Annotated in this window: 17 protein-coding genes and 1 pseudogene; 12 read left to right on the top strand and 6 right to left on the bottom strand. The window is 71.4% G+C overall.

The genetic code is table 11. The features are described from left to right. Positions 1 to 4: 4 nt before the first annotated feature. On the bottom strand, positions 5 to 907 hold the full coding sequence (locus tag GEV28_RS14435; RefSeq protein WP_291412572.1) for a DUF4097 family beta strand repeat-containing protein: 903 nt from the start codon (positions 905 to 907) through the stop codon (positions 5 to 7). 5 nt (positions 908 to 912) lie between these two features. Next, the gene (locus tag GEV28_RS14430) at positions 913 to 1,461 is read right to left on the bottom strand and encodes a toxin-antitoxin system HicB family antitoxin (protein ID WP_291412571.1); all 549 of its coding nucleotides are present in this window, start codon (positions 1,459 to 1,461) and stop codon (positions 913 to 915) included. Positions 1,462 to 1,618: 157 nt separating this feature from the next. Here GEV28_RS14430 and thyX point away from each other — a divergent pair, with 157 nt between their 5' ends. Next, the gene (gene thyX / locus GEV28_RS14425; protein ID WP_291412570.1) at positions 1,619 to 2,371 is read left to right on the top strand and encodes an FAD-dependent thymidylate synthase; all 753 of its coding nucleotides are present in this window, start codon (positions 1,619 to 1,621) and stop codon (positions 2,369 to 2,371) included. Positions 2,372 to 2,376: 5 nt separating this feature from the next. Further along, the gene (locus GEV28_RS14420) at positions 2,377 to 2,772 is read left to right on the top strand and encodes an ACT domain-containing protein (RefSeq protein ID WP_291412569.1); all 396 of its coding nucleotides are present in this window, start codon (positions 2,377 to 2,379) and stop codon (positions 2,770 to 2,772) included. A gap of 548 nt (positions 2,773 to 3,320) precedes the next feature. Here the strand turns inward: GEV28_RS14420 and GEV28_RS14415 are convergent. Continuing rightward, positions 3,321 to 4,352: a DNA polymerase IV gene (locus tag GEV28_RS14415; protein ID WP_291412568.1), complete on the bottom strand. Its 1,032-nt coding sequence runs from the start codon at positions 4,350 to 4,352 to the stop codon at positions 3,321 to 3,323. A gap of 33 nt (positions 4,353 to 4,385) precedes the next feature. Between GEV28_RS14415 and GEV28_RS14410 the strand changes: the two genes are divergently transcribed. From GEV28_RS14410 to GEV28_RS14380, 7 genes are all read left to right on the top strand, one after another. After that, a complete protein-coding gene (locus tag GEV28_RS14410) occupies positions 4,386 to 5,855 on the top strand; it encodes a serine/threonine-protein kinase (RefSeq protein WP_291412567.1) in 1,470 nt (489 codons plus the stop codon). Between the two features lie 25 nt (positions 5,856 to 5,880). Further along, complete coding sequence (locus GEV28_RS14405) at positions 5,881 to 6,507, top strand: TIGR03085 family metal-binding protein (protein ID WP_291412566.1); 627 nt, start codon at positions 5,881 to 5,883, stop codon at positions 6,505 to 6,507. 42 nt (positions 6,508 to 6,549) lie between these two features. After that, the gene (locus GEV28_RS14400; RefSeq protein WP_291412565.1) at positions 6,550 to 8,070 is read left to right on the top strand and encodes a serine/threonine-protein kinase; all 1,521 of its coding nucleotides are present in this window, start codon (positions 6,550 to 6,552) and stop codon (positions 8,068 to 8,070) included. A 33-nt stretch (positions 8,071 to 8,103) separates the two neighbouring features. Further along, positions 8,104 to 9,117 carry a 4-hydroxy-tetrahydrodipicolinate synthase gene (gene dapA, locus GEV28_RS14395; RefSeq protein ID WP_291412564.1) on the top strand — a complete coding sequence of 338 codons (1,014 nt, stop codon included), beginning with the start codon at positions 8,104 to 8,106 and terminating at the stop codon, positions 9,115 to 9,117. Beyond that, positions 9,114 to 10,796, top strand: coding sequence for a ribonuclease J (locus GEV28_RS14390; protein ID WP_291412563.1), 1,683 nt, complete (start codon positions 9,114 to 9,116; stop codon positions 10,794 to 10,796). The genes dapA and GEV28_RS14390 overlap by 4 nt, the downstream gene beginning before the upstream one ends. Before the next feature lie 100 nt (positions 10,797 to 10,896). Continuing rightward, positions 10,897 to 11,799, top strand: a complete 903-nt coding sequence (locus GEV28_RS14385) for a helix-turn-helix transcriptional regulator (protein ID WP_291412562.1) — start codon at positions 10,897 to 10,899, stop codon at positions 11,797 to 11,799. Continuing rightward, positions 11,756 to 11,950, top strand: coding sequence for a DUF397 domain-containing protein (locus GEV28_RS14380; RefSeq protein WP_291412561.1), 195 nt, complete (start codon positions 11,756 to 11,758; stop codon positions 11,948 to 11,950). The genes GEV28_RS14385 and GEV28_RS14380 overlap by 44 nt, the downstream gene beginning before the upstream one ends. A gap of 158 nt (positions 11,951 to 12,108) precedes the next feature. Here GEV28_RS14380 and GEV28_RS14375 read toward each other — a convergent pair whose 3' ends face one another. Next, a complete protein-coding gene (locus GEV28_RS14375) occupies positions 12,109 to 13,089 on the bottom strand; it encodes an EamA family transporter (protein WP_291412560.1) in 981 nt (326 codons plus the stop codon). 71 nt (positions 13,090 to 13,160) lie between these two features. Here GEV28_RS14375 and GEV28_RS14370 point away from each other — a divergent pair, with 71 nt between their 5' ends. Next, positions 13,161 to 13,646, top strand: a complete 486-nt coding sequence (locus GEV28_RS14370) for an Lrp/AsnC family transcriptional regulator (RefSeq protein ID WP_291412559.1) — start codon at positions 13,161 to 13,163, stop codon at positions 13,644 to 13,646. Positions 13,647 to 13,712: 66 nt separating this feature from the next. Here GEV28_RS14370 and GEV28_RS14365 read toward each other — a convergent pair whose 3' ends face one another. Next, positions 13,713 to 14,528 (bottom strand): 1-acyl-sn-glycerol-3-phosphate acyltransferase, encoded by an 816-nt coding sequence (locus tag GEV28_RS14365; protein ID WP_291412558.1) that lies wholly within the window; start codon positions 14,526 to 14,528, stop codon positions 13,713 to 13,715. 283 nt (positions 14,529 to 14,811) lie between these two features. On the opposite strand from GEV28_RS14365, the pseudogene GEV28_RS14360 reads away from it, so the two are divergent. Continuing rightward, positions 14,812 to 17,144, top strand: a pseudogene (locus GEV28_RS14360) (DNA translocase FtsK 4TM domain-containing protein). Here the strand turns inward: GEV28_RS14360 and GEV28_RS14355 are convergent. Beyond that, positions 17,095 to 18,297 carry an MFS transporter gene (locus GEV28_RS14355; RefSeq protein ID WP_291412557.1) on the bottom strand — a complete coding sequence of 401 codons (1,203 nt, stop codon included), beginning with the start codon at positions 18,295 to 18,297 and terminating at the stop codon, positions 17,095 to 17,097. The pseudogene GEV28_RS14360 and the gene GEV28_RS14355 sit on opposite strands and share 50 nt — an antisense overlap. Before the next feature lie 66 nt (positions 18,298 to 18,363). On the opposite strand from GEV28_RS14355, the gene GEV28_RS14350 reads away from it, so the two are divergent. After that, positions 18,364 to 19,253, top strand: an 890-nt coding sequence (locus tag GEV28_RS14350) for a DUF5937 family protein (protein ID WP_291412556.1), incomplete at its 3' end; no start/stop codon positions are given.

Raw genomic sequence — 19,253 nt, 5'->3', positions numbered from 1 at the left:
AAAGTCAGTCGACGGCGGTCGTGGCCAGGGCCGAGCCCGATCCGGTGCGCCCGCGGACGCGCAACGGCGGCGCCGACGCCGGTGGGCTCGTCACCAGGTCCAGGTCGCTGCGGGCCTCGCCCGAGCCGGAGGACAGGTCGACCTCCGCCGGGCTGCCCTCGCGGATCCCCACCCGGATCGCGCCCGAGCCGGTGTGCAGCTCCAGCTGACCGGCGGACGCGTCGGCGATCGTCACGTTGCCGCTGCCCGTCCGGGCCAGCACGTCCGACGTCACGGCACCCAGCCAGACGTCGCCGCTGCCGGTGACCACCGTGCTCACCCCTCCGAGCGCGGTGATCTCGACGTCGCCGCTGCCGGTCTTGGCCCGGACGCCCGCCGCCATCGGGCCCAGGCGCACCACGCCGGAACCCGTGTCGATCTTGGCCACGCCCGCCGCCTGGTCGGCGCTGATCCGGCCCGAGCCGGTGTGCAGCTCCAGCCGCCCGGCCGAGCCGGTCACCACGACGTCCCCCGAACCGGACTTGGCCGCCACGTGGCTGCCCATCGGTGCCTGCACAGACACCGCGACGGGCACGTTGCGCAGCTGCACCTCCTTAGGCGTGCGCACCACGAGCCGCCCGCCGGTGAGGTCGATGCGCGTCTGCCGCACCGCCTCGGCCGGCACGCTCGGCGGGATGACGTCACCCAGCTGGTTGCCGAACTGGTTGCCCAGCCACGACATCAGGCTCGACACCCCCTGCGAGAACGGGCTCGCGCCGGACGGGTCGTGCCGCACCTCGACGTGCACCCCCGGCTCGTCGACCAGCCGCACGTCGATGCGTCCCGGGCCGGTGCCCAGGTCGACCTCGATCGGCCCGTCGGTCTCGAAGCTCTGTCGCCGGACCACGTCCTCGACGTCCTCGGTCATGCCGCTCACCCCTCGTACCATCCGTGCACTCGGGAGGACAAGGACGAGCCCTGCTCGCCCTTGTTCTCCTGTGCCCACTCGTTCCAGCCGTACCGGCCCCAGTCCTTGCCCCGGCCGCCGCGGCCCTTGCCGTGCAGCGCCCCCTGGACCGCCTGCTGCACGAACGTGTTCAGCGACACCCCCTGCGCCGCGGCGGCCTGCTCCGCCTTGCTCTTGAGCTGCTCGAACAGCCGAAGCGTCATGCGGCTCATGTCGCCCCCCTCGTCCGGCGGCGGCATCTCCTCCGCCCGCGGCGGCTCGTCGTGCGGCGCGCCCGTGGCGGTGACGACGACCTGCACGTCGCGCCCGTCGAGGCGCACATCGACGACGTGGTCCTCCAGCGAGGCGGTGACCTCGGCGGCCAGGTCGGAGAGCGCGTTCATGATCGCCAGCCGTGCGGCTGGCTCCAGCGCGGCGGCCAGCACCGCGGCCGCGCGCCGGGTGTTCTCGTCGCCGGCGGAGGCAGCCGTGGAGAGGTCCTCCCGCAACGCGGCGACATACGGTGTGAGATCCATGATGTCACTATGACGTCAGATTTGACATCAGTCAAGTGCGGGGGATGTCATCGTGACATCACGGGCATCACCGGCACGAATGGACAACGAACGAGCGGCCCCGGATGCTCCCGTGTCGGCCACCGGCGTGGCGGATCGCGGCGGTTAGCATGCGGGCATGACGGAGACGGTGTCGCCCAAGGTGCAGCTCATCGCGAAGACCGAGTTCTTCCCGCCGGCCGAGGTCCCGTGGTCCACGGACGCCGATGGGGGAGAGGCACTCGCCGAGTTCGCCGGCCGCGCCTGCTACCAGTCGTGGAAGAAGCCGAACCCCGTCACCGCCACGAACGCCGGCTACCTGCGCCACATCCTCGAGGTCGGGCACCTCTCCGTCCTCGAGCACGGCACCGTCACCTTCTACATCACCGGCATCTCGCGAAGCCTCACCCACGAGCTGATCCGGCACCGCCACTTCTCCTACAGCCAACTCTCCCAGCGTTACGTGCCGGAGAAGAACGCGAAGATGGTCGAGCCCGAGGCCATCGCCAACGACCCGGTGCTGCACGACAAGTTCGTCAAGGCCGCCGAGGCGAGTGTCGCCGCCTACACCGACCTCCTCCAGGGTCTCGAGGAGCACTTCGCCGACATCCCCAACGCGACCCTGCGCCGCAAGCAGGCCCGCCAAGCCGCCCGCGCCGTGCTCCCCAACGCCACCGAGACCCGCATCGTCGTCACCGGCAACTACCGCGCCTGGCGCCACTTCATCGCCATGCGCGCCAGCGAGCACGCCGACGTCGAGATCCGCGAGCTCGCCGTCGAATGCCTTCGCCAGCTCCAAAAAGCGGCCACCAACGTCTTCGACGACTTCGTCATCTCCACCCTCCCTGATGGCACCGAGGTGGCCTCCAGCCAGTTCGTCACCGAGGGCTGACCGCGATGCGACGGCTGGTCGTCGACATCGGCGCCGGCGACTACACCGTGCTCCGCCTCCCCGCGGGCACCGTCCCGCCGGCGGACCTGTTCTCCCTCGGCGGCCCGGTCGTCGTCTCGGTCATCAGTGCGCCGGATGGCGTCACGGTCATCTGCCCGACCCGCGTCGCGCTCCAGGCGGAGACCCGGGACGACGGCTGGCGGCTGCTCTCGGTTCGTGGCCCGCTCGAGTTCGCGCTCACCGGCATCATGGCCGCGCTCGCCGGCGAGCTCGCCGCGGCCGGCGTGAGCCTGTTCGCCGTCTCGACGTTCGACACCGACCACGTCCTGGTGAAGGCCACGGACCTGGAGCGAGCGGTCCTCGCCCTCCGCGAAGCCGGCCACGAGGTCACCCCGCTCTAGTTGACGGGCGCTGCTCCGGGCCGAGAGCGGTGCTCTGGTCGGTGGGTGGTGTTGTGGGTGGAGAGCAGTGTCCTGAGTGGAGAGCGGTGCTCTGGTCGGTTCGGTGGTGTTCTGGGTGGAGAGCACTGCTCTGGTCGGAGAGCGCCGGCCCCGGACACAGAGGGGTGTCCTGAGTGGAGAGCACCTGTCCTGGGTGGAGAGCCGTGTTCTGGGTGGAGGGCGGTGGTCTGGTCGGAAGTGCGTGTCCTGAGTGGAGAGCACCTGTCCTGGGCGGAGGGCAGTGTTCTGGGTGGGGAGCGGTGGTCTGGTCGGAGTGCGTGCTCTTGGTGGAGAGCACTGCTCTGGTCGGAGAGCGCCGCCCTGGGCGGAGAGCGTGTGCGGAGTGGAGAGCACTGCTCTGGGCGGATGGCGTGCCCCTGGACGGAGAGCACTGCTCTGGTCGGAGGACGGTGCTCTGAGCGGAGAGCGTGCCCTGAACAGACCGTGCCGCTCTGGTTGGTGAGCAGCGCGTTGAACAGAGAGCAGTGCTCTGCACTGAGGGTGCCGCTCTACTCGGCGACGGCGCTGAACTCCGCTCGTACCCCCAGTAGTCGCACCGGCCGGTCGTCCTCGAAGCGGGACAGCACCTCCAGCGCCGCGGCCTCGATCGACGACGCGTCCGAGGTCGGCGCCGGCAGAGTCATGCTCCGCGTATGCGTGAAGAACGGCGCGAACCGCACCTTCACCGCCACCCGCGCCGCCGGCCGCCCCTCCGCCACCACGTCCTCGGCGACCCGCCGGGCCAGCACCGCGACCTGCGCGGCGATCTCCGCGGGCGCGACCAGGTCCTCCTGGAACGTCGTCTCCCGGCTCCGCGACCGCGCCGCCCACGGCGTGCTGACCACGGACGTGCTCCCGGCGCCCAGCGCGAGCGTCCGGCACCACGGCCCGACCGACGGCCCCAGCCGCGCCGCCAGCACGGACGGGTCCGCCCTGGCCAGCTCCGCCACCGTCGGATAACCCAGCGCGGCGAGCTTGCGCGCGGTCTTGCGGCCGATGCCCCACAGCGCGTCGGTGGGCCGGTCGGCCATCACCTCGACCCAGTTGTCCCTGGTCAGCTCGTACACGCCGGCCGGCTTCGCGAACCCTGTCGCCAGCTTCGCGCGCAGCTTGCTGTCCCCGATCCCTACCGAGCACGACAACGCCGTCCGGGCCAGGACCGAGCGCTGGACGGAACGCGCGAACGCCCACGGGTCCGAACAGGACACGCCGAGGAACGCCTCGTCCCAGCCGAGCACCTCGACCACCGCGTCGAACGACCGCAGCACCGCCATGACCTCCGCCGACGCGGCGTCGTAGGCCGGCGGGTCGTGCGGCAGGAACACCGCGTCCGGGCACTTGCGCGCGGCCAGCCGCATCGGCAGGCCGGAGTGCACGCCGAACTCCCGCGCCTCATAGGACGCCGTCGCCACGACCGAGCGCCGCGTCGGGTCGCCGGTACCGCCCACGACCACCGGTTTCCCGCGCAGCTCAGGTCGCCGCAGCACCTCGACCGCCGCGATGAACTGATCGAGATCGACGTGGAGGATCCAAGCCGCCATGACGACAGTGTCGCGCGCAGTAGCATCCTGCGCGTGACGCAACAGCCCCATGAGTCGACACAACAGGCGACCCACCAGCGGGTGATCGCCGGGCGCTACGTGGTGCTCGACGAGATCGGCCGCGGCGGCATGGGCATCGTGTGGCTCACCGAGGACCGCACCATCGGCCGCCAGGTCGCGATCAAGGAGCTGCACCTGCCTGCCGGCGTGCCGCCGGACGAGCGTGCCGTGCTGGAGCAACGCGTCCTGCGCGAGGCCCGCACCGCGGGCCGGCTCAACGACCCTGCCGTCGTCACCGTGTACGACGTGCTGCAGGAGTCCGGCAACACCTACATCGTGATGGAGCTGATCCAGGCCCCCACGCTGTCCGCGATCGTCACCCGGCAGGGCCCGCTGCCCCAGGAGGCCGTGGCGCGGCTGGCCGAGCAGCTGCTCTCCGCGTTGGAGGCCGCGCACGCGGCCGGTGTGGTGCACCGCGACGTCAAGCCCAGCAACATCATGGTGTCGCAGACGGGCCGGGTGAAGCTCACCGACTTCGGCATCGCCCAGTCGACCGACGACCCCAGGCTGACCACCAGCGGCATCCTCGTCGGCTCGCCCAGCTACATCGCGCCGGAACGCATCCGCGGCGGCGAGGCCGACGCCGGCTCGGACCTCTGGGCGCTCGCGGCCGTGCTCTTCTACGCCGTCGAGGGCCACTCGCCGTTCGAGCGGTCGTCCACCGCGGCCACCATGCACGCGATCCTCAACGAGGTCCCGTACCTCACCCGCAGCCAGGGCCCGCTCGCCTCGGTGATCATGGGACTGCTCAACCAGACCCCGCAGGCGCGGCTGTCCGCGGCCCAGGTCCGCGGCTTGCTCGCCCAAGCAACCCAGACCCCGCCGACCGGTACCCAGACCATCGCGCACTCGGCGACCGCCATGTACCCCGGCCCGAACCCGACCCAGCTCGTCGGCACGAAACCACCGGGGAGCCGCAAGCGCTGGCCGGTGCTCGCGCTGGTCGCGGTGCTCGTGGCGGGCGCGTTCGTCGGCGGCGCGTTCGCGGGCAAGGCCCTGCTCACCGACGAGCCGGCGACCGACCCGGCCAAGGGCGCGACCATGAGCTACGGCAAGGGCGGCGACATCAAGGAGTTCGCGGTCCGCGGCGGGGAGTGCTCGACCTCGCAGGTGCGGGCCGGCCGGCGCTACCCGTCGAGCATCACCTCGCCCTGCGAGGACCCGCACGAGTTCGAGGTGATCGTGTCGGAGGTCTTCAACAACACCGAGATGGACTACCCGGGCGACGAGTACCTGCGGCCCTACTCCACCACGCTCTGCTCGCTGATCTTCCACAGCAGCATGGTGGAGCCGACCGATCCCGACCAGCTGTCCTACGTCACGCTCCTGCCCTCCAAGACCTCGTGGGACGACGCCGCCGACGGCGACCGCACCGTCTTCTGCCTGCTCACCAGCCGCGACCCCAACCAGCAGCTGCAGAAGTCGCAGGTACGGCAGGAGTGAGTTACCCGCGGGTAGGCTCGGCCGTATGGCTGTCTCCACCGACGAGCGCGCGGCGCTCTGCGACCTGTTCACCGAGCTGGGTCCGGACGAGCCGACGCTCTGCACGGGCTGGCAGACCCGCGACCTCGCCGCCCACCTGGTGGTTCGGGAGCGCCGGCTCGACGCCGCGCCCGGCATCCTGCTGACGCCGCTCGCCGGGTACACCAAGCGGGTCCAGGACGGCTACGCCCGCAAGCCGTGGGCAGAGCTCGTCGACCTCGTTCGGCAGGGCCCGCCGGTGTTCTCGCCCATCCGCATCCCGGCCGTCGACCGCCTCGTGAACTCGGTCGAGCTCTTCGTCCACCACGAGGACGTCCGCCGCGCCCGGCCCGGCTGGAAGCCCCGCGACCCCGACCCCGAGCGGGACGCCGTCACCTGGGCCGGCGTCTCCCGCGCCGGCCGGATGACGCTCCGCCGCAGCCCCGTCGGCCTCGTCCTGCGCCGGCCGGACGGCAAGGAGACCGTGGTCAAGCGCGGGCCCAACACCGTGCTCATCACCGGCGAGCCGGGGGAGCTACTGCTCTTCGCGTTCGGCCGGGACGAGGTCAGGCTCGACTTCGAGGGCGAGCAGACGGCCGTCGCGCGGGTCAAGGGCCTCACCCGAAGCCTGTAAGAACGAGGGAACCTGACATCCTTCTCGCCGGTCGGAGATGACATGGCGCAGGAGGAGGCCGGGGTGACACCGGAGCAGACGATCCCGCAGCGGCTGATCGCGGGCCGCTACGCGCTGCTCGGCGAGATCGGCCGCGGCGGCATGGGCATCGTGTGGCTCGCCGAGGACCGCATGATCGGCCGCCGGGTCGCGATCAAGGAGCTGCACCTGCCCGCCGGCGTGCCCGACGACGAGCGCGAGGTGCTCGAGGAGCGGGTGCTCCGCGAGGCCCGCGCCGCCGGCCGGCTCAACGACCCGGGCGTCGTCACGGTGTACGACGTCGTGCAGGAGACCGGCAACACCTACATCGTCATGGAGCTCATCGAGGCGCCGACGCTCTCCGCGATCGTCCGCGAGCAGGGCGCGCTCCCGCAGGACGCCGTGGCCCGGCTCGCCGACCAGCTCCTCTCGGCGCTCGACGCCGCGCACGCGGCCGGTGTGGTGCACCGCGACGTCAAGCCCAGCAACATCATGGTCATGCCCAACGGCCGGGTGAAGCTCACCGACTTCGGCATCGCCCAGTCGACCGACGATCCCAGGCTCACCTCCAGCGGCATCCTCGTCGGCTCGCCCACCTACATCGCGCCGGAACGCATCAAGGGCGCCGACGCCGACGCCAAGTCCGACCTGTGGGCGCTCGCCGCGGTCCTGTTCTACGCGGTCGAGGGCCACTCGCCGTTCGAGCGGTCGTCCACCGCGGCGACCATGCACGCGATCGTCAGCGAGGTCCCGTTCCTCACCCGCTGCCAGGGCCCGCTCGCCTCGGTGATCATGGGCCTGCTCAACCAGGTGCCGGCCGCCCGCCCGTCCACCGAGCAGGTCCGCGGCCTGCTCGCCCAGGCCACCCACACCCCACCGGGCGGCCTCACCCGGACCAGCCCGATCGGCCCCGGCCAGGGCCCCGGCCAGAGCGCGGGCCCCGGTCCCTACGCACCGACCGCGATGAACACCGCTCCGAACAGAGAGCATCGCTCTCCAATGAGAGCAGTGCTCACAGTTGTGCTCGTCACTCTCGTTTCGGCGGGCCTGTTCGTCGGCGGCTTCTTCACCCACCGGGCCGTCCAGCCCGAGCCCGACGACGGCCGACCGGCCAACCTCGACCCCACCATCACCTACGGCGACGGCGGCACGCTCGCCGAGCTGAGCTGGGGCTCCTATCCCGAGGGCGCGTGCCTCAACGGCCGGCTCACGCAGGGGCAGCGGATCACCGCCAGCGCCCAGGTGGAGTGCACCGAGCCGCACGACCTGCAGTTCTACCACTCGCAGGTGCAGCTGCGGGCGCCCGACGACTACGAGGAGTTCCCGGACCCGAGCTACCCGGGCGTCGAGCCGCTCACCGCGTTCGCCGAGCCGATCTGCACGCTGGTCTTCCGGTCCGAGCTGCTCGCCGGCGACAAGCAGGCGGTCAAGTACCGGGCGATCGTGCCGACCGAGAAGGGCTGGGACGACAACCGCTCGGTCAACTGCGTGCTCTACCGGGCCGACGGCGGTCAGCTGACGGAGTCCTACGTCGCGTCGGAGTGATGCCTGGTTGGCCGAAGAGGTAGCGTCTTGCCCATGAACACGTGCCCGACCGCCAGGCCAGGACGGCCGTTCGGACAAGTCTTGACCGCGATGGTGAGCCCGTTCGACGCCAGCGGCAAGCTCGACCTCGACGTGGCTCAGCGGCTCGCCACCCACCTGGTGGACCTGGGCAACGACGGCCTGGTCGTCAACGGCACCACCGGTGAGTCGCCGACCACCTCCGACGGCGAGAAGTCGGAGCTCGTCCGCGCGGTCGTCGACGCGGTGGGTGACCGGGCCTCGGTGGTCGCGAGCGTCGGCACCTACGACACCGCGCACTCCGTGCACCTCGCGCGCGAGGCCGAGCAGGCCGGTGCGCACGGGCTCCTCGTCGTCACCCCGTACTACTCGCGGCCGCCGCAGGCCGGGCTGCTCGCGCACTTCACCGCGGTCGCCGACGCCTCGGGGCTTCCCAACATGCTCTACGACATCCCGCCGCGCTCGGTCGTGCCCATCGAGGTCGACACGCTGCGCCGGCTCGCCGAGCACCCGCGCATCCAGGCGGTCAAGGACGCCAAGGGCGACCTGTTCGCCGGCAGCGAGGTCATCGCGAGCACCGACCTCGCCTACTACTCCGGCGACGACGCGCTCAATCTCCCGTGGCTCTCGGTCGGCGGCGTCGGCTTCGTCAGCGTCATCGGGCACGTCGTGGCCGGCCGGCTGCGGCGGATGCTCGACACCTACGAGAGCGGCGACGTCAGCACCGCGCGCACCGTCCACCGTGGACTCCTGCCGGTGTGCCGGGCCATGGGCCGGGTCGGTGGGGTCATCTTCGTCAAGGCGGCGCTGCGCATGCGCGGCCAGGACGCCGGCGACCCGCGGCTCCCGCTGCCGCCCGCCACCCCCGAGCAGCTCGCGATGATCGGCGCCGACCTCGGTGACGCGGGCGTGCCGCTCGACGACGCGCCACCGTCCGACGTGGCCGCCGCACGGGTGGCCAGGGCCGACGCCGCCGCGGCGTACGTCGCCACCACCACGCACACGAGCGCCGGGCAGGTTCTTCGGTGACATACGGGCAGTTGGAACCGCCGACCGCGTTGGCCGACGGCGGGCTCCGGGTCATCGCGCTGGGCGGGATCGGCGAGGTCGGCCGCAACATGACCGTGTTCGAGTACGGCGGCCGGCTCCTCATCGTCGACTGCGGCGTGCTGTTCCCCGAGGACCAGCAGCCCGGCGTCGACCTGATCCTCCCGGACTTCCGGGCCATCGAGCCGCGGCTGCACGACATCGACGCGATCGTGCTCACCCACGGACACGAGGACCACATCGGCGCCGTGCCGTTCCTGCTGCGCCAGCGGCCGGACCTGCCGGTGGTCGGGTCCCGGTTCACCCTCGCGCTGGTGGCCGCCAAGTGCCGCGAGCACCGGCTCAACCCCACGCTCGTCGAGGTCAAGGAGGGCGGCCGGCAGTCGTTCGGCGAGTTCGACTGCGAGTTCTTCGCCGTCAACCACTCCATCCCGGACGCGCTCGCGGTCGCCATCCGCACGCCGGCCGGGCTCGTGCTGCACACCGGCGACATCAAGCTGGACCAGCTGCCGCTCGACGGCCGGCTCACCGACATCGCGGGCTTCTCCCGGCTCGGCGACGAGGGCGTGGACCTCTTCCTCGTCGACTCCACCAACGCCGAGGTGCCCGGGTTCGTCATGGCCGAGCGCGAGATCGGCCCGGTCCTCGACAGCGTCATCGCGCACGCCGGGCAGCGGGTGATCGTGGCGTGCTTCGCGAGCCACGTGCACCGGGTGCAGCAGGTGCTCGACGTGGCGGTCCAGCACGGCAGGCGGGTCGCGCTGGTCGGCCGGTCGATGGTGCGCAACATGGGCATCGCCACCGAGCTGGGCCTGCTCCGGGTGCCCGACGGGCTGCTCGTCGAGCTCGACCAGGCGATGGAGCTGCCCGAGCGCCAGGTGCTGTTCGTATCGACGGGTTCGCAGGGCGAGCCGCTGTCGGCGTTGTCCCGCATGGCCCGCGGTGAGCACCGGCAGATCCGCATCCACCCCGGCGACACGGTGGTGCTGGCCAGCTCGCTCATCCCCGGCAACGAGACGGCGGTGTTCGGGGTCGTCAACGGGCTCGCGCGACTCGGTGCTTCCGTTGTGCACCAAGGGAACGCAAAGGTGCACGTGTCCGGGCACGCGTCGGCGGGGGAGCTGCTGTTCCTCTACAACGCGGTGCGGCCCAGCAACGTGATGCCGGTGCACGGCGAGTGGCGCCACCTCCGGGCCAACGCCGCGCTGGCGGTCGCGACCGGGGTGCCGGCGGAGAACGTGGTGCTGGCCGAGGACGGCGTGGTCGTGGACCTCATCGACGGCCTCGCCCGCATCACCGGCCGGGTCGAGGTCGGCCACGTGTACGTCGACGGGCTCTCGGTCGGCGACGTCGGCGAGTCCACCCTGTCGGATCGGCTCATCCTCGGTGAGGGCGGCTTCATCGCCATCACCGTCGCGGTCGACTCGACGACCGGCCGGGCACTCGGCCCGCCCACGATCTCGGGACGCGGCTTCTCCGACGATCCCAAGGCGCTCGACGAGGTCGTGGCGCTCGTGGAGATGGAGCTGTCGCACATGGAGTCCGAGGGCATCACCGACACGCACCGGATCGCGCAGTCGGTCCGGCGCATCGTGGGTCGCTGGGTGGCGGACACGTACCGGCGCCGCCCGATGATCGTCCCCACGGTGATTCCGGTCTGACTTGCGGGCTTCGCAAACGCAGACAATCGCAGACTTCCTCTGAGTGAACCGGTCGCGGCGTTGTCCCGGCCGGGCGTGCCGGCGTTCTAGGTTCGGTCGCATGAACGATCTAGAACCGACCATTCGGTCCAGGGAGCTGGGATTGGCTCTGTCCCGCCAGATGGACGTCCTCGACATGAGCCAGCTCGCCCTGGCGCGGGAGCTCGAGTGGTCGCCCAGCATGGTGAGCCGCATGATCTCCGGCAAGCGGCCGGTCAGCGCGGAGCTCATGTCGGGCGTGCTCGGGGTGCTGCGGATAACCGGCCCGAAGCGGCGCGAGCTCATGGAGATGGCAAGGCGCGCAACGGAACGCGGCTGGTGGCAGGAGTTCGGCAACCGCCTCCCACCGGAGCTGACAACGCTCAGCGCCCAGGAGGACTCGGCAATCGCCATCACCAGCTTCGAGACGACCGTGATCCCTGGACTGCTGCAAACCACCGACTACATGACCGCTCTGATGAAGGCGACGCCGTCGATTCCCGCGGCGGAAATCCCTGATCAGCTGAAGGTGCGGCGGCTGCGGCAGGAGGTCTTCGACCTGCGGCACTCGCCGCAGTTCCGGTTCTTCATTGACGAGTACGCGATCTGCCGCACCGGGGCCGGCGGAGACGTCATGTCCGGCCAGGTGCATCACCTGCTGAGCATGTCCGTGCGACCCAACGTCGAGATTCGCGTGGTTCCCGAAGCGGTCGGCTTCCACGCCGGTCGCAAACCGTTCCAGCTCATGGAGTTCACCGAGGTGAACCCCGTTCTGTTCATCGAGAACGACACCTCGGTTCTCTTCCTCGAGCGTGAGGACACCATCGCCGGCTATCGAGACGTAGCTGCCGAACTCTCTAGGATTGCCCTGGACGAGGGACACTCCCGCAGCTGGCTTGCCACGGTGGCAAGTGAGCTGGGAGCGCCGCGAGAGGACCACGATGCGAAGCGCCCGGCCGGAATCTTTGAGCTGGAGGAAGACTAGCTTCAGCGACCCGACCAACTGTGTCGAGCTGGCCTGGCCGGCTGAGGGCGGGGCCGTCCGCGACTCCAAGAACGCGGTCGGCCCCGTTCTCGTGTTCGAGCGGGCCGCGTTGGTGCGCCTGGTGTCAGCGCTGGGTGGCCGCGGCGAGTAGCACGGCGCAGCCGACCGTGACGACCTGCCGCAGCAGGGCACGTCGGGCCTTGCGTTGCTCACGCCGGGTTGGCTTGTTCATGGCCGGTCACCTACTCACGTGCTGAGGTTGCCTTGTGTATCGGCTCCCAGCCTGGCGGTGTGACGGGTCCCACGTCGTCAGCCCACGGGGTGAACATGCTCGCTCGCCGGAGGGAGATCGGGCACGACCGGTGCCCTGGCCGCCAGCTGCACCACGGTGGCGCCGATGAGCAGCACCACCGCGCCCGCGACCTGCACGACGGTGAGCGCCTGGCCCAGGATGAGCCAGGCCAGCGCGGTGGCGACGATCGGCTCGACGAGGGCCAGCACGCTGACGACGTTGGCCGGCAGGTCGCGGAGCGCGGAGATCGACAGCAGGTAGGCGAGTGCCGTCGAAATCACCGCGCAGGCGACGAGCAGCGTCCAGACCGGGACGTGCCAGCCGCCGAAGTCGGTGCCGTCGTCGAGCAGGTCGAAGGGAATGGTCCACGGCGGCGCGAGGAAGAAGATCGCGACCGCGCCCACGACCATGCCCCACGTGACGAGCCCGAGCGGCTCGATCCTGGCGGCACCCCGCTCGCCGACGATGAAGTAGGCCGCCGCGCAGAGTGCCGCGCCGACGCCGGCGAGCAGGCCGATCGCGTCGAGGCGCAGGCCCTGCCAGACCTGGGCGACCAGCGCGAGCCCGAGCATGGCGAGCACGGTGCCGACCCACATGCGTGCCGGGAGCACCGTGCGGCGGACGAACCGCACCCAGAGCGCGACGAGGATCGGCGCGGTGAACTCCAGCAGCATCGCGATCCCGATCGGAATCCGCGACACCGCGGCGAAGTAGAGCAGCTGCACGCCCGCGACGCCGACGAGCCCGTAGCCGGCGAGGAGCTTCCAGTCGGCCGGGTCGATGCGCAGCAGGTCGGGCCGCCGCGTCGCGACCACGGCGAGCAACACCAGCGCGGCCAGGCCGATGCGGACGCTGGTGACCTGCTGCGGGCTGAGCCCGGCGTCCATGGTCGGCTTGGCGAGCACCCCTGACGTCCCGAAGCTGAACGAGGCCAGGGTGATCAGCACGGTCCCGCGCCCGGTGCCGGCCGTAACCCGCGTAGATGTTTCGACAGTCACGTGTATCCACGGTATGCGATGACCAGCGCAAACCGCTTGAATCCTTTCCCGCCCGGACGCAACATCGTTGCGTGAAGGAACTGGACGACATCGACCACCGGCTGCTCGCCGAGCTCCAGTCCGACGCGGGCCGCACCCTGCGAGCGCTGGGCGAGATCGTGGGCCTGTCGCCGAGCGGGGTCCAGCGGCGGCTGGTCGGCTACCGCGACACGGGCCTGCTGTCCCGCACGACCGCGATCCTCGACCCGGGCGTGACCCCGAACCTGATCCTGGCGGTGTGCCTGGTGGCGATGGAAAGAGCGTCGAAACGCCATTTGGCGGCGTTCGAGAAGAAGCTGCTGGCGGCGCCGGAGGTCCAGCAGGTCTACGACGTGTCGGGGGAGTGGGACTACGTGGTGGTGCTGGCGACGTCCGGGATGGCCCACCACAACTCGGCGGCCGAGCACCTGCTGATGGACTCCCCGGACGTGTTGCGCTACACGACGTTGTTCGTGCTGAACCCGGTCCGCACCGGCACCGCGATCCCGACCCGCGCCAGGACCACGCCGTTCCGGTAGACGGGAACCGGGGACACGCGCAACGGGAACGGGGGACTCGCCGTACCCGAGTGGGGGACTCGCGGGTCAGGGGCGCCAGGGGCTGGTGGTGTCGGTCGGTCTCGTGGGGTCGTGGACCTTCGGGGTGTCCGGCTCGTCCGCGCGCAGCGGCACCAGCTGGTCGGTGATCGCCCGCATGATCCGCTTGTGTGCGCGCACCGCGTCCCCCGGCGTCGACGCCGACAGGTCCGACAGGTCCACGATCGGTCCGAAGTGGACCTGGAACGTCGGCCGGGCGCGTACCGCGCGGAGCCAGGACATCAGCGGCGGCACGAGGTCCCGCCAGCCGCGGACCCCGTTGCTGCCCCAGTACATGGCCTCGTGCGCGCCCCACTGGCTGATCGTCATCACCGGCACGTTCGCCGCCAGCGCCATCCGCGCCACGCCCGTCTTGCCGCGCTCCGGCCACAGCCCCGGCTCGTGGCTGATCCGTCCCTCCGGGTAGACGAGCAGCGGCCCGGTCGCCGACCGCAGCGCCGCGGTGGTTCGCGCGAACGCCTCGACGACGTTGCTCTTGCCGCGGTCCACCCGGATGCTGCCGCCCTGCCGGAGCCCCCAGCCGACGACCGGGGCGTCGAGCAGGCCGCCGGTGAGCAGGAACCGAGGGTTCACCCCGCTCTTGCGCAGCGCCGCGGTCAGCACGAACGGGTCGAACATGCCGATGTGGTTCGCCGCGATCAACCCGGGCCGGTTCCGTAGCGACGGCGGGATCTCGCCGGTGATCTCCAGCTTGCCGACGAGCCGGACGAAGCCGCGGTCGACCAGTGTCATCGCCCGCCAGACGGACCCACCGCCGGCGCTACGGCGTGTCGGCTCGGTTGTGCGGCGGAACAGCGCGACCATGGCCCGAGCATCGCACGAACCGGATCTCCGGCAAATCAGAGGGCTGGGGTCACGGAAGATGCCCGTGTGGCAGAAGTGACTCATGTGGTGAAAGCCGACTACCGTGTGGAGTATGGCGAACCGGACTGCAGCCTCCAAGACCTCCAAGGGCCGAAGTACCCGTGGGGGCACCAGCAGCCGGTCGACCACGAAGTCCCGCACCTCGACGTCCCGGTCCCGAACCCCCGCCCGCCGGCCACCCGCTCGTAAGAAGGGCGGCCTGAGCAGGGCGATCGGCCGCGGTCTGCGTGGCGGCTGGGGCCTGCTGGCCAAGGGCGTCGGCGGGATCGCCCGGACCATGGGCCGCACCAAGGACCTCGACCCCGCCCACCGCCGCGACGGGCTCGCGTTCGGGCTGATCGCGCTCGGCGTGATCGCCGGCGCCGGCATCTGGTGGCACGCCGCCGGACCGGTCGGCCACTGGCTCGAGATCGGCGGGCGCTCGTCGGTCGGCGCGGTCGCGATGGCGTTGCCGCTGGCGCTGCTGGTCATCGGCATCGCGCTGATGCGCTCGGACCCGCAGCCGGAGAAGCGGCCGCGGCTCGTCATCGGCACGCTGCTGTTCGTCATGGCGTTCCTGGGCATCCTGCACGTGTTCAGCGACCTGCCCGAGGACAACGACGGCCGGATGTACGCGGGCGGCGCGCTCGGCTACGTCTCCGGCGGGATGCTCGCCAAGGGCGTCACGACGTGGGTCGCGATCCCGCTGCTGGTGCTGGTGCTCGGCTTCGGCGTGCTGGTGTTCACCGGCACGCGGTTCCGCGACATCCCGACCCGGCTGCGCGAGCTGGGCATGGAACCCGAGGACGAGGACTACGAGGAGGGCCTCGAGCTGCCCGGCGAGGAGGAGGCCCCGCCGGCCGAGGCCAAGCTGCGCCGCCCGTCCCGCCGCCGCCAGGCCGCGATGGCCGGTTCCGACGGCGCCGAGCCGGCGGTCGAGACCGGTGCCGAGGACGTGCCCCCGCCGCCCGAGCCGCCCGCCCCGCCCCCGCGCAAGCGGTCGCGCGCGGCGCAGGTGAAGGAGACCCCGCAGGCCAAGGAGGCCACCCAGCTCACGCTGACCAGGGTCGTCGACGGCGACTACACGCTGCCCGACCCGAACATCCTCGCCGCGGGCGAGGCGCCCAAGGCCCGCAGCCGCGCCAACGACGCGATGATCGAGGCGATCACCGGCGTGCTGGACCAGTTCGCGATCGACGCGCAGGTCACCGGGTTCACCCGGGGTCCGACCGTCACCCGCTACGAGGTCGAGCTCGGCCCGGGGGTGAAGGTCGAGAAGATCACCGCGCTGACGAAGAACATCGCGTACGCGGTCGCCACCGACAACGTGCGGTGCTCGCGCCGATCCCCGGCAAGTCGGCGGTGGGCATCGAGGTGCCGAACTCCGACCGCGAGATGGTGAGGCTGGGTGACGTGCTGCGGTCGAACACCGCGGTCAAGGACACCCACCCGATGGTGATCGGCCTCGGCAAGGACATCGAGGGCCACATGGTCACCGCGAACCTGGCGAAGATGCCGCACCTGCTGTGCGCGGGCTCCACCGGTTCGGGCAAGTCGAGCTTCGTCAACTCGATGCTGGTGTCGCTGCTCGCGCGGGCGACGCCGGACGAGGTCCGGATGATCCTGATCGACCCGAAGATGGTGGAGCTGACGCCGTACGAGGGCATCCCGCACCTGATCACGCCGATCATCACGCAGCCGAAGAAGGCCGCGGCCGCGCTGACCTGGCTGGTCGAGGAGATGGAGCAGCGCTACCAGGACATGCAGGTCAACCGGGTGCGGCACATCGACGACTTCAACAAGAAGGTGCGCACCGGCGAGATCGCCGCGCCGCCCGGGTCCGAGCGCGAGTACCGGCCGTACCCGTACATCCTGGCCATCGTCGATGAGCTGGCGGACCTCATGATGACCGCGCCGCGCGACGTCGAGGACGCGATCGTGCGGATCACCCAGAAGGCCCGCGCGGCCGGCATCCACCTGGTGCTGGCGACCCAGCGCCCGTCGGTCGACGTGGTGACCGGCCTGATCAAGACGAACGTGCCGTCCCGGCTGGCCTTCGCGACGTCGTCGCTGACCGACTCGCGGGTCATCCTGGACCAGCCCGGCGCCGAGAAGCTCATCGGCATGGGCGACGGGCTGTACCTGCCGATGGGGGCGTCGAAGCCGGTCCGCGTCCAGGGCGCGTTCATCACCGACGAAGAGATCAACGCGATGGTCTCGTTCGTGAAGGAGCAGGCGCAGCCGGAGTACACCGACGGCGTGACGGCCGCGAAGGCGAGCGAGAAGCGCGACATCGACGAGGACATCGGCGACGATCTCGACGTGCTGATCCAGGCGGCGGAGCTGATCGTGACGTCCCAGTTCGGCTCGACGTCGATGCTGCAGCGCAAGCTCCGGGTGGGCTTCGCGAAGGCCGGCCGGCTGATGGACCTGCTGGAGAGCCGCGGCGTGGTCGGCCCGTCCGAGGGCTCGAAGGCCCGCGACGTGCTGATCAAACCCGACGAGCTGGACAGCGTGCTGTACCTGATCAGAGGTGGCGGCCCGGTGTCGGACGGCGAGGACGACGATCTCGACTGACCCGGCGTAGCGCGGGCAGGGCCACCAGCAGCGCGAGCGCGGTGCCGGCACCCGCGATCACGAACGTCACTCTGGGACCGGCGGCGGACAGCAGGGGAGCGGCCACCAGGTAGGCGGTGGCCGAACCGAGCTGGGCGGCGGTGCTCGTGGCGCCGAACGCGCGGCCCAGCATGGGGCGGGGCACGAGGCGCTGGACGAGCGTGTCCCCGGCGATGTTCTCGGCGGCGTTACCCATGCCGGCGACCGCCTGCAACGCCGCCGCGACCAGCAGGGCGGGCGCGACCGCGGTCGCGGCGGTGCCGGTGGCGACCAGCAGGACACCGGACACCAGCAGCCACACCGCGTTGCGGCCCATGACCAGGCCGAGCACCCCCGACGCGGCGAGCATGCCCACCCCGTACGCGGCCTGGACCAGGCCGAAGTCCGCCGCTGAGCCGCCGAGGTCGCCCTCGACCAGGAACACGAGCGCCACGTTGTCGATGGCCGCGAACGACACCGCCAGGAACAGGAACGTCACGAGCGCGCGCGGGCCGGGCGTCGTCGCGACGTAGCGCAGGCCGGCCACCGTCGACGACCACAGGCCGTCGGTCGAGTGCGACGGCAGGGCAGGCAGCCGGAGAAGGATCAGCGCGGACACCGCGAACGCCAGCGCGTTGACGGCGAACGCCCAGCGCGCCCCGCCCCACTCGGTCATGAACCCGCCGATCGTCGGGCCCAGCGCGAGCTGGATGTTGAACGCGGTGCCGAGCAACGCGTTCGCCCGCCCGAGGTCCGCGCCGGCCACCAGCGCCGGGACCGCGCTGCGCCCGGCCGGCACGAACGCCGTCGCGAAGCAGCTCGTCACCAGCACCAGCGCGAGCAGCACCGGCAGCGCCGGGAGGAACACGGCCAGCAGCGCGAACGTCACCGCCTGGCCCACCTCGCACACCGCCATCAGCCGGCGCTGCTCCATCCGGTCCGCGAGCGCGCCGGCGATCGGGCCGAGGAACCGCGGCAGCGCGACCGCCAGCAGGACCAGGCTCACCGCGGTCGGACCGTGCTCGGCAGCCGTCAGCACCAGCGCGGTCCGGCCGATCCCGTCGCCGGTGAACGACACGGCGCGGGACCACCACAGCGTCCGGAACGGCCCGCGGGCGCGCAGGAGCGTCGTCATGCCAGGAGACTTGCCTCGCCCGCTGCGGCGCGACATGATTTCGGTCTCAGCCGAAAGGATCAGCGGTTGGCCGTCGTCTTCCGATTCACCACCCCTGTCGACGCGATGACGTGCCGGTGGGCCGTCTCGCCACTGCGGGAGACCACGAGCGCCGTCCGGCTGCTCAGCCAGCCGCACCGCCAGGGCTACCACCTGCCGTGGTTGCGGGCCGTGGCGCCGGTGCTCGACCGGCTCGACCTCACCCCGCTCCTGCACGTGCTGTCCCGGCACAGCTACAGCCCGGACTTCATCAGCCCACCGCCGGCCGGCCCGAGCCCCCGGTTCGACGACGAGATCGCCGCGGTGCGCGCGACCCCCGAGTCACAGGTGGCGGCCGAGCTGGCCCGTTCGCCCGGTGCCCGGAGGTTCGCGACCGACCCGGCCGAGGCGCGGACGCAGCTCGCGGACGTGCTGGAGTCGGTCTGGCGGAACCTGATCGAGCCCTGGTGGCCGAGAATCCGCGACATCCTCGAGGCCGACATCGCCCACCGGACCCGCGCCCTCGTCGACGGCGGCTTGGCGGCGGCGCTCGCGGACCTGCACCCGGCGATCCGGTGGGAGCACCACACCCTGACCGTCGACCTCGGCACGAACGCCGAACGCCGCATGGACGGGGTCGGGATGCTGCTGATGCCCAGCGTCTTCGAATGGCCCGGCGTCGGCGTGAGCCTCGACCCACCCTGGCCGCCGACGATCGACTACCCGGCCCGCGGGATCGCCGCGCTCTGGCAACAGGTCGAGCCGGCCGAGCAGCTGCACCGGCTGATCGGCCGCACCCGCGCCACGCTGCTGGCCGCACTGAGCGAGCCGAGGTCGACCACCGGCCTCGCCCGCACCTGCGCGCTGCCGGCGAGCACGGTCAGCGAGCAGGTCCGCATCCTGCGCGAGACCGGCCTGGTCACCACCCACCGCGTCGG

The organism is Actinophytocola sp. (assembly GCF_009379765.1).
Classification (GTDB): domain Bacteria; phylum Actinomycetota; class Actinomycetes; order Mycobacteriales; family Pseudonocardiaceae; genus Actinophytocola.
This window is presented reverse-complemented; position numbering and strand designations above follow the sequence as displayed.